The 13,799-nt window shown below is 67.9% G+C and carries 10 protein-coding genes; 2 read left to right on the forward strand and 8 right to left on the reverse strand.

Features of this window, described 5'->3' with window-relative positions:
• The first annotated feature begins 13 nt into the window (after positions 1–13).
• Both phoB and phoR read left to right on the forward strand, forming a co-directional pair.
• Positions 14–721, forward strand: a complete 708-nt coding sequence (phoB, locus tag K2L43_RS08340) for a phosphate regulon transcriptional regulator PhoB (protein WP_103737599.1) — start codon at positions 14–16, stop codon at positions 719–721.
• An 86-nt stretch (positions 722–807) separates the two neighbouring features.
• Complete coding sequence (phoR, locus tag K2L43_RS08345) at positions 808–2,205, forward strand: phosphate regulon sensor histidine kinase PhoR (protein ID WP_220638844.1); 1,398 nt, start codon at positions 808–810, stop codon at positions 2,203–2,205.
• On the opposite strand, the gene K2L43_RS08350 is transcribed toward phoR, so the two are convergent.
• From K2L43_RS08350 to rho, 8 genes are all read right to left on the reverse strand, one after another.
• Positions 2,150–3,526, reverse strand: a complete 1,377-nt coding sequence (locus K2L43_RS08350; RefSeq protein ID WP_103737601.1) for an MATE family efflux transporter — start codon at positions 3,524–3,526, stop codon at positions 2,150–2,152. The genes phoR and K2L43_RS08350 overlap by 56 nt on opposite strands.
• Positions 3,526–5,223, reverse strand: coding sequence for a hypothetical protein (locus tag K2L43_RS08355; protein ID WP_220638845.1), 1,698 nt, complete (start codon positions 5,221–5,223; stop codon positions 3,526–3,528). The genes K2L43_RS08350 and K2L43_RS08355 overlap by 1 nt, the downstream gene beginning before the upstream one ends.
• Before the next feature lie 150 nt (positions 5,224–5,373).
• Complete coding sequence (locus K2L43_RS08360) at positions 5,374–5,628, reverse strand: type B 50S ribosomal protein L31 (protein ID WP_011805569.1); 255 nt, start codon at positions 5,626–5,628, stop codon at positions 5,374–5,376.
• Between the two features lie 97 nt (positions 5,629–5,725).
• Complete coding sequence (locus K2L43_RS08365) at positions 5,726–6,874, reverse strand: ABC transporter permease (protein WP_011805568.1); 1,149 nt, start codon at positions 6,872–6,874, stop codon at positions 5,726–5,728.
• Between the two features lie 3 nt (positions 6,875–6,877).
• Positions 6,878–9,688, reverse strand: a complete 2,811-nt coding sequence (gene rbbA / locus K2L43_RS08370) for a ribosome-associated ATPase/putative transporter RbbA (protein WP_011805567.1) — start codon at positions 9,686–9,688, stop codon at positions 6,878–6,880.
• A 24-nt stretch (positions 9,689–9,712) separates the two neighbouring features.
• Complete coding sequence (locus tag K2L43_RS08375) at positions 9,713–10,783, reverse strand: HlyD family secretion protein (RefSeq protein WP_011805566.1); 1,071 nt, start codon at positions 10,781–10,783, stop codon at positions 9,713–9,715.
• Positions 10,784–10,803: 20 nt separating this feature from the next.
• Positions 10,804–12,249: an efflux transporter outer membrane subunit gene (locus K2L43_RS08380; RefSeq protein ID WP_370633105.1), complete on the reverse strand. Its 1,446-nt coding sequence runs from the start codon at positions 12,247–12,249 to the stop codon at positions 10,804–10,806.
• Between the two features lie 245 nt (positions 12,250–12,494).
• Complete coding sequence (rho, locus tag K2L43_RS08385) at positions 12,495–13,757, reverse strand: transcription termination factor Rho (RefSeq protein WP_011805564.1); 1,263 nt, start codon at positions 13,755–13,757, stop codon at positions 12,495–12,497.
• Positions 13,758–13,799: the final 42 nt, after the last annotated feature.

The following is a 13,799-nucleotide window of genomic DNA, read 5'->3' on the forward strand; positions in this document are numbered from 1 at the left end:
AGGCGGTGAACCGATGAAGAAGCTTCCCCGGGTACTCATCGTCGAGGACGAGTCCCCCATCGCAGAATTGGTGGCCGTGAACCTGCGCCACAACGGCTTTCAGCCCATCTGGGCGGAAGACGGCGAGTCGGCGCAGCGCGAACTGGACGCGGTGCTGCCCGATGTCATCTTGCTGGACTGGATGCTGCCGGGCCAAAGTGGCCTGCAACTGGCACGCAAGTGGCGTGCCGACAGCCGCACCAAGCAGATCCCGATCCTCATGCTGACGGCGCGTGGCGACGAGCCCGACAAGGTGGCCGGGCTGGATGCCGGCGCCGACGACTACATCACCAAGCCGTTTTCCACGCAGGAACTGCTGGCGCGCATCCGCGCCGTGCTGCGCCGGCGTGCGCCCGAGCAGGTCAGCGACAGCGTCTCTATTGGTGAGCTGGTGCTGGATGCGGCCACGCATCGCGTCAGCTACCAGGGCCAGCAGCTCAAGGTCGGGCCGACAGAGTTCAAGCTGCTGCACTACCTGATGAAGCACCCGGAGCGCGTGCACAGCCGCGCGCAACTGCTCGACAAGATTTGGGGGGACCACGTCTTCATCGAGGAGCGTACGGTGGACGTGCACGTGAAACGCTTGCGTGAAGCGCTGGGGGTAGGCGGCGCCATGGTGGAGACCGTGCGTGGAGCGGGGTACCGGCTCACCGCGCAGCCGCAGGCACTCATGCGGGCGTGATGGCGGGTGCCCGACGCCCCCGTGTTTTTTCAGGCGCCCGGAGATGATGCGGGCGCTTTTTTGTTGTTGACCTGAGCCCTGCGGCCATGCTCCTGCGCTTCTTTTTCTTTCTGCTGTGCCAACTGATCGGCGGTGCGCTGGGCTGGTGGCAGGCGGGCCCCTGGGGTGCAGGCATCGGCGCCTGTTTCGCCGCATGGTTGTGGTTTGCCTGGGATCTGTGGCGCGGCGCGCGCGTGCTGAACTGGTTGCGACAGGGAGACCCCACGCAAACGCCACGCCTGAGCGGCCTGTGGGGAGAAGCAGCGGACCGCGCACGGCGCTTGGTGCGCCAGGGCCAGTTGAAGGCGCAGGCTGGCGATGCGCGCCTGCAGGAAATCCTCCAGGCGCTGCAGGCATCGCCCAATGGCGTGATGCTGCTGGATGCCGAAGGCCATATCGAATGGTGCAACCAGATGGCCGAGGAGCACTTTGGCCTGGATGCGGAGCGTGATGCGCAGCAATCCATCGGCAACCTCGTGCGGGACCCGGACTTCAGTACCTACTACGCGTCCAAGGACTACACGCGCGACGTGGTGCTGCCCGGACGCGCCAGCACGCCCTCGCGGCCGGTGCGCGTATCGGTGCACCTGCACCCGTATGGCGATGGCCGCAAGCTGCTGCTGTCACGCGACGTGACGGCGCTGGAGCAGGCCGAGGCCATGCGGCGCGACTTCGTCGCCAATGTGTCGCATGAGATCCGCACTCCGCTCACCGTGCTGATGGGCTTTGTCGAAACCCTGCAGACCCTGCAGCTCAGCAACGAGGAGCGTGCGCGCTACCTGCGCATGATGTCGCAGCAGGCCGTGCGCATGCAGAACCTGGTGCAAGACCTGTTGACGCTGTCGCGCCTGGAGGGAAGCCCTCCGCCCAGCATGCACGAATGGGTCGCGGTCTCGACGCTGCTGCGCCGCTGCGAGGACGAGGGGCGCGCGCTCTCGGCCCTGCTGACGCAGAACCAGCCCGGCAAGCTTCACCAGATCACGTTCCCCACGGCCGAAGCAGCGCAGGCGGCCGGGCAGGTGGCCGGCAATGCGGCCGAGCTGCAAAGCGCCCTGGCCAACCTGGTCAACAACGCCGTGCGCTACACGCCACCCGGAGGCAGCATCACCGTGGCGTGGGACGTGGAGCCTGATGGCAGCGCCCGTTTCATGGTGCGCGACTCAGGGCCTGGCATTGAGCCGGAACACCTGCCGCGCATCACCGAGCGTTTTTACCGCGTGGACCGCAGCCGCTCGCGCGACACGGGCGGCACGGGCCTCGGACTGGCCATCGTGAAGCATGTGGTGCAGCGCCATGGCGCAGCGCTGCAGGTGGCCAGCGTGGTGGGGCAGGGCTCGACGTTCACGGTGGTGTTTCCGCCGTCGCGCCTGCGGACGCCGCCGCGCGGCCTCAGCGGTGGGGTTCCTGCGGTAGCGGCGGAGCCGCCCGGCGTGTCTGCAGCCTGAGCACGCCCAGCAGCAGGGCCGTGAAAATCAACGCCGTCGCGCCTAGAGCGGCAGCGCTGGCGGCCCAAAAAGGCGAAGGGGAATGCATCGGACCCCAACCCGCCAGGCCGCGGTAGGCCAACACGTAGCCTCCATACAGTCCCACGCCCCACAGCAGCACGCAATAGACCGCCAATGGCGCCAGCGTGATGCGGTAGCTGCGCAGCACGAAGATGCACAGCGTCTGCAGGGCATCCGCCACATGGTAGGCGGCCACCCATACTGCCAGCGCGCCTGCCATGGCGACGACTTCCGCGCTGGTGGAGTACAAGGCCGTGATCGTGCCTTTTGCTATTAATAACATAGCTGCTAGCGCAAATCCCATAAGCGCTGCAAGCCAAAAACCCTTCAAGGCGACGGCAGCGGCCTGGTGCTCGTTCCCCGCGCCACGCCAGAAGCTCACGCGGGCGCTTGCGGCAATGGCCAGCGACAAAGGCACCATGTAGAGCACGGCGGCGAGGTTGGAAGCGATCTGGTGCGCAGCCGAGGCCAACGCCCCCTGGCGTGCGATGAACAGCGCCATCAGCGTGAAGGAGGTCACCTCCACCAGGATGGACAAGCCCGCTGGCAGGCCCAGCCGCAGAAAGCGCGCAATCTGCGCGGGGTCGGGCCGCTCCAACGGGCGCCACAGCCGCAGCGGGCCGTACATCGTGTGGCGACGCAGCATCCACCAGCCCAGCAGCATCAGGCCGTAGTTCACGGCCAGCGTGGCCCACGCGCAGCCTGCAGCACCCTGCGGCGCCAGACCGGCACCGCCGAAGGTGAACCAGACCGAGAGCGGCACTTTGACCGCCAGCGAGCCGACCTGCAGCCAGGTGACGAGCTGCGGGTGCCCCAAAGCCTGGTTGAGGGTGCTGTAGATGCGAAACAGCAATGCAGGCGGCAGGCCGAACGCGAGGATGGCCAGGTAGGCCTGCACCTCGCCGCGCAGCGCCGGCGGCACCTCGGTCCATTGCAGGAGCGGGCCTGGCGACAGCAGCACGGCCATGCCCAGCACCGCGGCACCCGCCCACAGGTACAGCGACTGGCGCACGCTGGCGCCCATGCCGGCCTGTGCGTTCGCGCCGCGCTGCTCGGCCCAGATGGGCAGCAAGGCCTGCAACACACCCATGAGCGCCACGTACACGCTCACGAACACGGCTGAGCCGATGGAGAGGGCGGCCAGGGACTCCTGCGAATGGCGTCCGGCAACGATGGTGTCGGTGACCCCGAAGGCCATCACCGCAAGCTGCCCGGCCAGCACGGTGAGTGCGTGCCGTGCAATGGTGGACAGCTCGGACATCAGCGCTTGCGGGCCGTGCGGCGCAGCACCAGCATGCGGTCGCCGCGGTCCGTGGGGCGGCTGACGCTCGCCATCTCCTGCCACTGCGCCGGGGGCAGCAGCGCGCTCACCAGCGGTGCGGCGGAGGCGTCTGCGATGACCCAGTCGCACTGCGCCAGCTGTTCGGTGGGCACCATGTGCAGTTGCCCATGGTGCAGCAGCGCGGCCAACTGCGCACGGTTGAGCCCGTAGCCGACCACGCAGCTGTCGCGGTCGGTGATGGCGGCAGCCACGCCGGCCACCTGGGGTGCGAAGCTGCGGCCATAGTTCAGCAGCGGCAGCCACAAGGTCATCATGAGCAGCCAGCCCAGCGTGGCGCCGCCTGCGGGCAACACCAGGCTACGCCAGATGACGGGGCGGTTGCGTGCCGCGCGCCAGACCACCAGCAGGCACCACGCAGCCGTGGCGGCCAGCGCCACGCCGAAGGCCAACAGCGAGAACGACGGCACGTAGCCGGGCGCCAGCTTGGCCACGTTGGCCGCGGGCTTGGCCGGCACCCCTGTCTGCACCGCCAGCCACACCACCCAGATACCGATGGCCGAGGCGCTGAAGAACAGCAGGGTGAACCAGTCGATCAGCGCTGCGATGCTGCGCCGCAGCGTCGGCAGCGCAAAGGCGGCCAGCGCCGCCAGGGCGGGCAGGCCCAGCAGCAGTGCGCGGTCGGCCGGCTGGGTGGTCAGTGTGGCTGTCACGGCCACGAGGGCAAACCACAGCGGCAGTAACAGGTGCCGGTGCCATTCGCGGCTGAGGATCTGCTGCCGCCAGCGCCACAGCGTCCACAGCGTGAGGGGCCAGGCGGGCCAGCTGAACCAGATGAACAGGCGCACCAGGCTTTGCCACTGTTTCAGATCTTCGAAGCGCACGATGCGCCAGCGCCATAGGTCCAACTGCAGCGCCAGCGCGGCAGCGGCCACTGTGGCGGCCAGCAGCACGCCCGCTGCCACTGCGCGGCTGCGCAGTGTCGCGCCGCGCGTGCAGGCCACCAGCCAGGCACAGCCCAGGCCCAGCAGCACTGCGAGCGTGGGGGCGCCGCTGAGCACCAGCCCCAGCAGACCGGCAATGGCGGTGAAGGTGGGCCACGCCGTGCGCCAAGGCATTGCGGAGCCAGCGTAAAACAGCAGCGCGGTGCAGCACAGCTGGGTGAGGTAGCTCGTGGTTTCATGCGACAGCTGGGCCAGTCCCAGGCAGGCGATGAAGGCCAGCAGGCCGGCGTCGGCCATGGCGCGGGCATAGTCGGCGGGCTGCGCCTCGCCGCCGAAGGCAAAGGCCACGGGCTGTGCGCCGGGGCTGCGCGCCAGGTAGTACACGCTGTACCAGGTGGCCGCCAGGGTCAGCAGCAGCAGAGCGACGAACGGCAGGCGCGCGGCAAGCTCCGCCGGCAGCCAGCCGTCCAGCGCCTGGATGGCCCACGCGCCCAGCCAGTAGGGCAGCAGTCCGTCGCCATCCGGCGGCACGCCCACCAGCAGCGGGTCCATCCAGGAGGTGTGCCCGAGGGCCAGTTCGCGCATGTAGCCGAACGAGGCGATGTCCGCATTGCGCCACGGGTCGCGCCCCACGAAGCCGGGAACGGCATAGGCCAGGCACAGCAGCAGCAAGGCCCAACGCGGCAGCGGGCGCACGGCGCTCTGGGCAACGATGGCGGGGGTCGGGTGTATCACGCGGGCGGGGGGAAATGGCGTTGGGCCGAGGATAGCGGAGTGCGCAATAAAAAAGGCAGCGCGGAGAAGCCGGGCTGCCTAGTGTGTGCAGGTGCGGCGAATGGGTTCGCCACCTGCCTGCACGGGCCTGCACGGGGCAGGCCTTGCTGCTTACTTCGCTGCGGTCTTGCCGAAGCGGTTGCGGAAACGCTCCACGCGGCCGCCCATGTTGTCCACCGACTTTTGCGTGCCGGTGTAGAAGGGGTGCGATTCGGAGGACGTGTCCAGCTTGTACAGGGGGTATTCCTTGCCTTCGAAGGTCTCGGTTTCCTTCGTGTTCACGCAGGAACGGGTCACGAACTTGAAGCCGTTGGACAGGTCAACGAACAGCACTTCGCGGTAATTGGGGTGGATGCCTTCTTTCATGATCTTCTTCCTCAAGTCAGCGGGAGCCGCACCAGCCTATTCCAGTGTACTTTCCGCAAAAAAGCCCGCAATTATCGCACAAGCTGATTCAGCGGTGCTAGGCCATGCTGCTGATGGTGCGGCGAAAGCGCGCCAGCGACAGGGCGAACAGGACCGAGCCGATGCCCGCCAACGCCAGGAACTGCGGCCACACCACGTCCATGCCTGCGCCGCGGTACAAGATGGCCTGGCCCAGCTCCACGAAGTGCGTGGTGGGGGCTGCCAGCATCAGGTCCTGCACCAGCGCCGGCATGCTCTCGCGCGGCGTGGTGCCGCCCGACAGCATCTCCAGCGGGATGAGCGTGAGCACCATGAGCAGCCCGAACTGCGGCATGCTGCGCGCCACCGTGGCCATGAAGATGCCCATGGAGGTGGTGGCGAACAGGTGCAGCGCCGCGCCGGCCAGGAAGAGCCCCAGTGAGCCGCCAATGGGCACGCGCAGCAGCCCCTGCACCACCAGGACCAGCGACGTCGTGGCCGCCAGCAGCACCACCAGCGCCATGGACCAGACCTTGGCCAGCATGATCTCGGTGGGCGTGACAGGCATGACCAGCAGGTGCTCGATGGTGCCGTGCTCGCGCTCGCGGATTAGCGCCGCGCCCGTGAGGATGATGGACAGCATGGTCACGCTGTTGATGATCTCCATCAGGCTGCCGAACCATGCCTTGTCCAGCGCGGGGTTGAAGCGCATGCGCAGCGCCAGATCCACGGGTGGGGCTGCGGTGCCGCGGTAGCGCTGCACGAATTCGCTGACCTCGCTCAGCACGATCTGCTGCACGTAGGCATTGCCGCTGAAGGCCTGGCTCATGCGCGTGGCGTCCACGTTCAGCTGTACTTCCGCTGCGCGGCCCGCGAGCACGTCGCGCTGGAAGTCGGGCGGGATGTTGAGCACGAAGGTGTAGTGCCCCGCGTCCATGCCCGCATCCATCTCGCGCGCGGTGATGAGCGCCGGCGTGTTGAACTGCGGCGGGTAAAAGGCCGAAACGATGCGCTGCGACAGTTGCGACTGGTCCTCGTCCACGATCGCAATCGGCGCCTTGTGCAGGATTTCGGGCATGGCCGTGGCGGCGGCGTACACCGACAGCGTGAACACATACACGATCAGCACCAGCATGGTGGGGTCGCGCAGCAGGCTCCACAACTCCTTCACGCCCAGGCGGTAGATGTTGAGCAGGTGCAGGCGCACGGATGAGGAGGAGCCGGGCATTGGTCAGCGCTCCTGCTTCTTCAGCAGCGCAATCGCGCCCAGCATGACCACGGGCACCGACGCCAGCAGCGGCAGCAGCGCGCCCTGCAGGTCGGCCAGTCCCAGTCCCTTGCTGAAGACGCCGCGGCTGATCATGAACATGTACGTGGCCGGGTAGACCGAGCCGATGAGGCGGCCGCTGCCCTCCAGCGACGAGACGGGATCGATCAGGCCCGAGAACTGCACCGCCGGTATCAGCGTGCCGATGAGTGCGAAGAACATGGCTGCAATCTGGCTGCGCGTGACGCTGCTGGCCAGCAGGCCCATGCCGGTGGAGGTGACCGAGAACACCAGCGCTGCCAGCGCCAGCGTGGCAAAGCTGCCGGTGATGGGCACGCCGAACACGGTCACCGCCAGCAGGCACATGAGCAGGAAGTTCAGCATGGCCAGCAACACGTAGGGCAGTTGCTTGCCCAGCAGGAATTCGGTGCGTGTGACGGGCGTCACGTACAGGTTGAGGATGGAGCCCATCTCCTTCTCGCGCACCACGGCCAGCGCCGTGAGCATCGCCGGCAGCATGAGCATCAAGAGTGGAATCACCGCCGGCACCATGGCGGGCAGGCTGCGCACGTCGGGGTTGTAGCGGTAGCGCGATTGCACGGTCACGCTGCTGGCCAGGCGCTGCCCCGTGCGCTCATGCAGTTGCGCGGCCAGCCAATGCTGGTGCATGCCTTGCACATAGCCGCGCACGGTTTCCGCGCGCATGGGCATGGCGCCGTCCACCCAGGCGCCGATCTCCACGTTCTTGCCGCGCAGCACGTCGCGGGCAAAGCCGCTGGGGATCTCGATGGCCAGCGACAGCTCGCCGCTTCGCATGCGCCGGTCCAGCTCGGCATGGTCCGACAGCGGCGGTTGCTCGATGAAATAGCGCGATCCCGAGAGCGCGTTGGCATAGCTCTGGCTCAGCGTGGTCTGGTCGCGGTCGAGCACGGCGTAGCGCAGGTTCTCCACATCCATGTTGATGCCGTAGCCGATCACGAACATCAGGATCAACGAGCCCGCCAGCGCCAGCGTGGCGCGCACCGGGTCGCGGCGCAGCTCCAGCGACTCGCGCCACATGTAGCTCAGCATGCGCTGCAGGCTGAAGGCGCGGTGCCGGGGTGCTTCTATTTCAGGAGCTGCTGCCGCTTGATTTGCGGGTGTTTCAAACTCTTTTGCGTTTGATACGACCGTCGATTGAGCGCTGAAAGCTCCTGTTTTTGTAGCGCCGTCATCGGCCGCGGGCTCGCCAGCGGCCTCCAGCAGGTAGCCGATGAACGCCTGCTCCAGCGTCTGGGCGCCGCGCCGGGCCATCAGCGCGGCCGGCGTGTCGCTGTCCAGCACCCGGCCCGCGTGCATCATGGACATGCGGTCGCAGCGCTCGGCCTCGTTCATGAAGTGGGTGGAGATGAAGATCGTCACACGGTCGCGGCGCGACAGTTCGACCAGCAGGCGCCAGAAGGCGTCGCGCGCCACCGGGTCCACGCCGGAGGTGGGCTCGTCCAGGATCAGCAACTCGGGCCGGTGCACCATGGCCACGGCCAGCGACAGGCGCTGGCGCATGCCCAGCGGCAGGTTGGCGGGCAGGGTGGCACGCTCGTCCTGCAGGGCAAAGCGCTGCAGCATCTCGTCCACGCGCGCTGTCACCTGTTCTTCCGGCACATGGAACAGACGCGCGTGCAGCACCAGGTTCTGCTCCACCGTCAGCTCGCCATACAACGAGAACGCCTGCGACATGTAGCCCACGCGCCGGCGCGTGGCCATGTCGTGCGGGTCCACCGCCTGCCCGAACAGCCAGGCACGGCCCTCGGACGCAGGCAGCAGTCCGGTGAGCATCTTCATGGTGGTGGACTTGCCGCAGCCGTTGGAGCCCAGAAAGCCGAAGATCTCGCCGCGTCGGATGCGAAAGCTCACCTGGTCCACGGCCACGAAGTCGCCAAAGCGCATGGTCAGGCCCTGCGCCTCGATGGCAATGTCGTCCTCGCCGTTGGTCGGCAGCGGTGGAATCACCACCGGGCTGTGGCCGCGCTTCCTGGCTTCGGGCAGCAGGGCGATGAAGGCTTCCTCCAGGGTGTCGACGCCAGCACGCTGCAGCAGCTCTTGCGGTGTGCCCGTGGCAAGAACGGCGCCATCGTCCATGGCCACCAGCCAGTCGAAGCGCTGCGCCTCGTCCATGTAGGCGGTGGCGACGATCACGCTCATGTGCGCGCGCTCGGTGCGGATGCGGGCGATCAGCTCCCAGAATTGCGCGCGTGCAAGGGGGTCCACGCCGGTGGTGGGCTCGTCCAGGATCAGCAGGTCAGGGTCATGGATCAGCGCGCAGCACAGCCCCAGCTTTTGCTTCATGCCGCCCGAGAGCTTGCCCGCGGGCCGCGCGAGGAAGGGGTACAGGCCTGTGCTGCGTGTGAGGTCGTCAATGCGCCTGCGCCGTTCGGCCGCGCCGTGGCCGAACAGGCGCGCGAAGAACTGCAGGTTCTCCTCGACCGACAGCGTGGGGTAGAGGTTCTTGCCCAGGCCCTGCGGCATGTAGGCGATGCGCGGGCAGATCGCGTCGCGGTGCGCCTTGCGCGCCATGTCGCCGCCCAGCACCTGCACGCTGCCCTGCTGCAGTGCGCGCGCGCCGGCCATCAACGCCAGCAGGCTGGACTTGCCCACGCCGTCCGGCCCGATCAGGCCCACCATGCGGCCGGTCGGTATGTCCAGCGTGATGCCGCGCAGGGCCTGGGCCGCGCCGTAGCGCAGTTGCACGTCCCGCAGCCGGGCCACGGGGGTGGCGGTCTCAAGGTGCTGGGGCATGGAGCAGCCGGGCGTTACGGTCCGTCAGGGGGCCACGACGTTGTGCAGGTGCGCCGGCCAGTCGCGGCCCTCGTCCAGCTTGATCCAGGCCTGGCCGGGCAGGCCGGTCTTCACCTGCGTGATGTGCTTGCGCAGCAGCTCGGGTGCGATGCGCGCGCGCACGCGGAACATGAGCTTTTGCCGCTCGCTGGCCGTCTCCACGGTCTTGGGCGTGAACTGCGCCGTGCTGGCGACGAACGACACCTTGGCCGGGATCACATACTGCGGTGCGGCGTCGAGCACGATGCGCACCTCGGTTCCCAGCGCTACGCGGCCGGCCACGGTCTCGGGCAGGAAGAAGCTCATGTACACGTCGGTCAGGTCCACCAGGTTCAGCAGCTTGCCGCCGCCGCCCAGCACTTCGCCGGGCTGGGCCAGGCGCAGCTGCACGCGGCCATCGCGCGGGGCGGCGAGTTCGCTGTCGGCCAGGTCGGCGTTGATGCGCTGCACGGTCGCATCGGCGGCTTTTACCGCCGATTCGGCGCCGGCCACCTGGGTGCGCGCCGCAACGATGGCCGCGCCCGCGGCCTGCGCCTGTGCCTGCGTGGCCTTCAGCGCGGCCTGTGCGCTGCGCACGCGGGCCCGGTCATCGTCCAGTTCCTGCTCGGAGGATGCGCCCTCGCGCGCCAGCGTCTCCGACCGTGCCGCGCGGCGCTGAGCGGCGTCCAGGTCGGCCTCGCGCTGGGCGATCAGGGCCTGGGCGGCCGTGTGCTCGCTCTCGCGCAGTGCCACCTGGGCGCGCGCGGAGGCCACGGCCTGCAGGGCGCGGTCGCGGCTGGCCTCGGCCTCGCGCTGCTGGGCCAGCAGGCTGTCCACCTGCATGCGCGCCAGTGTCTGGCCGGCCTGCACGAAGTCGCCTTCCTGCACCAGGATCTCGGCCACGCGGCCGGCGTACTTGGTGGCCACGTCCACCTCGGTGGCCTCGATGCGCCCGTTGCCGCCCACAAGGCCGGCGTTCTGCTGCGTTTCCTTCCACTGCAGCCAGGCGTAGCCGCCCAGTGCGGCGATGGCAGCGATTGCGGCTGCGGCGATGAGGATTTTCTTGGGAATGGTCATGCGAGGGTCCCGTTGGGTTGTCAGCGCGCGGGCGCGCCGCCGCCCAGCGCGGCATAGACGGCGATGTGTGCTGCCTGTAGCGCATAGCGTGCTTGCACGAGTTGCTGCTCGGCGGCCAGCAGGTCGCGCTGGGCATCCAGCACTTCGAAATAGGGCGTGGCGCCGTGGTCGTAGCGCAGTTGCGCCAAACGTGCGCGTTCATGCAAGGCGTCGCGCTGGGCCTGCTGCAGCGTGATCTGGCGCGCTGCCGTGGCGCGCGTGGCCAACGCATCTGACACTTCGCGGAAGGCCGTCTGCACGGTCTTTTCGTAGTCGGCCACGGCGATGTTCTGGCGTGCGGCGCTCAGATCCAGGTTGGACTGCAGGCGCCCGCCGTCGAAGAGCGGCAGAGAGACGCTGGGAGCGAACGTCCAGGCGCGGCTGCCGCTGTCGAACAGGCCGTCCAGGTGCGCGCTGGCGGTGCCCGCACTCGTGGTCAGAGCGATGCGCGGAAAGAACGCTGCGCGCGCGGCTTGCACGCGGGCGTTGGCGGCGTGCAGGGTGTGCTCGGCGGCGGCAATGTCGGGGCGGCGCAGCAGCAGGTCGGAAGGCAATCCCGCGGGCACGGTGGGAAGGGCGACGGCAGCCTGGGGCGGCGCCAGGGCCAGCGCATCCCACGGTACGCCCACGAGCTGCGCCAGCGCATGGGCCTGCAGTGCCTGCTGCTGCGCGAGCTGGGTGCCGATGGATTCGGCCTGGTACAGCAGAGATTCCACCTGCGTCAGCGCCAGGCGCGAGATGGCGCCGGCCGCGTGGCGGCGCCCGAAGATGCGCAGGCTCTCGCGGCGCGTGGCGATGGTGTCTTCTGTCAGCGCGATGCGTTCCTGCGTTTCGCGCCATGCGAGATAGTTGCGTGCCACCTGGTTCACCAGTGCGGCCTGGGCGGCGCGGCTGCCTTCGGCGGAGGCGAAGTAGGCCTGCTGCGCTGCCGCCTCCAGGCTGCGCACGCGGCCCCACAGATCCAGCTCCCAGTTGCTGATGGCAAGGCCCACGCGGTGCTCGCCGGTGGTGACGGCGCGGCCGCTCACGTTCAGGTCCCCCGGCACGCGTGCGCGGGTGTGGCTGCTGCCCACGGCCAGGGTCGGCCAGCGTTCGGCGGACTGCAGGCCCAGGGCGGCGCGCGCCTCGTCCACGCGCAGCATTGCCAGGCGCAGGTCGCGGTTGTTCTCGAGCGCCTGGCGCACCAGGCCTTGCAGTGTGGGGTCGCGGTAGAACATCCCCCACTCGGCCTGATCGTCAACGCTGACGGTGCTGTCATCGAAGGCGACGGGTGGCACGGGCCATGCGGCGGGCAGCAGCGCAGGGGAGGGCACGTCCGTTCGCACCCCTGCCATGCATCCGGCGACTGTGACGCAGATCCCGAGCAGGCCCGTGCGCAGCGCTGGGCTGTCAAGGAGCGACACGAGGGCGGGGAGGGCGAAGGGCATACGCAGGCCGGCGATGGTAATCCGCAATTTCGTTCGCAGCGCCCGGTCCTTTGGGCGCCCCATTGCGGGCCACCATGCTATCGAAATGAGATGACAGCCAGTATGGGCCGGCGCGTCGCGCCGTGTCTTGAGGCGAATCAAGTGAGCGGTGGGCGGGGAGTCACGCCTGCGCACAGCGAGGGGCAATGGGCGGCCATGAAAAAGCCCCGCACGAAGGCGGGGCTGGGCAAAAGCGGTGGAGCAGGTCAGCCGCCGCGGCGCATGGCCTCGAAGAACTCCACGTTGGTCTTGGTTTCCTTCATCTTCTTGATCATGAGTTCCATGGACTCGATCTCGTCCATGTTGTACATGAACTGGCGCAGGATGCGCGTCTTCTGCAGGATCTCGGGTGCCAGTAGCAGTTCCTCGCGGCGTGTGCCGCTCTTGTTGAGCTCGATGGCCGGGAACACGCGCTTTTCGTAGAGGCGGCGGCTCAGGTGGATTTCGCAGTTGCCCGTGCCCTTGAATTCTTCAAAGATCACTTCGTCCATGCGGCTGCCGGTATCGACCAGCGCCGTGGCAATGATGGTCAGCGAGCCGCCTTCCTCGACCTTGCGCGCTGCGCCGAAGAAGCGCTTGGGGCGTTGCAGGGCGTTGGAGTCCACGCCGCCGGAGAGCACCTTCCCGCTGGAGGGCACCACGTTGTTGTAGGCGCGGGCCAGGCGGGTGATGGAGTCCAGCAGGATCACCACGTCCTTTTTCAGTTCCACGAGGCGCTTGGCGCGCTCGATCACCATCTCGGCCACATGCACGTGGCGTGCGGCGGGCTCGTCGAAGGTCGACGCAATGATTTCGCCCTTGACCGAGCGCTGCATCTCGGTCACTTCCTCGGGGCGCTCGTCCACCAGCAGCACCATCAGGTGCACATCGGGGTTGTTGGCCGTGATGGCATGGGCGATGTGCTGCATCATCACCGTCTTGCCGCTCTTCGGAGGCGCGACGATCAGCGCGCGCTGGCCGCGGCCGATGGGGGCGATGATGTCGATGATGCGGCCGGTGATGTTCTCCTCGCCCTTGATCTCGCGCTCCAGCCGCATCTGCTCCTTGGGGAACAGCGGCGTGAGGTTCTCGAACATCACTTTGTGCTTGTTCTGCTCGGGCGGGCCGCCGTTGACGGAGTCAAGCTTGGTCAGCGCGAAGTAACGCTCGCCATCCTTGGGCGTGCGCACCTCGCCTTCGATCATGTCGCCGGTGTGCAGGTTGAAGCGGCGCACCTGGCTCGGACTGATATAGATGTCGTCGGTGCTCGCGGTGTAGCTGGTGTCGGGGCTGCGCAGGAAGCCGAAGCCGTCGGGCAGGATCTCAAGCACGCCGTCGGCAAAAATCTGCTCGCCGGCTTTTGCACGCTTCTTGATGATGGCGAACATCAGCTCCTGCTTGCGCATGCGGCCGCCGTTTTCGATTTCCAGGTCTTCGGCCTGCTTGAGGACTTCAGACACGTGCAGTGCCTTGAGTTCGTTAAGGTGCATGGAGTGACTCCTGGGCGGAGTGGAAATGTCTGTGTGAGGGGA

This window comes from Diaphorobacter sp. MNS-0, from assembly GCF_019602835.1.
In the GTDB taxonomy this organism is placed as follows: domain Bacteria; phylum Pseudomonadota; class Gammaproteobacteria; order Burkholderiales; family Burkholderiaceae_C; genus Diaphorobacter; species Diaphorobacter nitroreducens.

What these genes read in the sequence shown, in the direction of transcription:
- K2L43_RS08375 (WP_011805566.1), bottom strand. Translation starts at nt 10,783, where the DNA reads ATGACCATTCCCAAGAAAATCCTCATCGCCGCAGCCGCAATCGCTGCC.
- rbbA (WP_011805567.1), bottom strand. Translation starts at nt 9,688, where the DNA reads ATGCCCCAGCACCTTGAGACCGCCACCCCCGTGGCCCGGCTGCGGGAC.
- K2L43_RS08365 (WP_011805568.1), bottom strand. Translation starts at nt 6,874, where the DNA reads ATGCCCGGCTCCTCCTCATCCGTGCGCCTGCACCTGCTCAACATCTAC.
- rho (WP_011805564.1), bottom strand. Translation starts at nt 13,757, where the DNA reads ATGCACCTTAACGAACTCAAGGCACTGCACGTGTCTGAAGTCCTCAAG.
- K2L43_RS08350 (WP_103737601.1), bottom strand. Translation starts at nt 3,526, where the DNA reads ATGTCCGAGCTGTCCACCATTGCACGGCACGCACTCACCGTGCTGGCC.
- phoB (WP_103737599.1), top strand. Translation starts at nt 14, where the DNA reads ATGAAGAAGCTTCCCCGGGTACTCATCGTCGAGGACGAGTCCCCCATC.
- K2L43_RS08380 (WP_370633105.1), bottom strand. Translation starts at nt 12,249, where the DNA reads ATGCCCTTCGCCCTCCCCGCCCTCGTGTCGCTCCTTGACAGCCCAGCG.
- K2L43_RS08360 (WP_011805569.1), bottom strand. Translation starts at nt 5,628, where the DNA reads ATGAAAGAAGGCATCCACCCCAATTACCGCGAAGTGCTGTTCGTTGAC.
- phoR (WP_220638844.1), top strand. Translation starts at nt 808, where the DNA reads ATGCTCCTGCGCTTCTTTTTCTTTCTGCTGTGCCAACTGATCGGCGGT.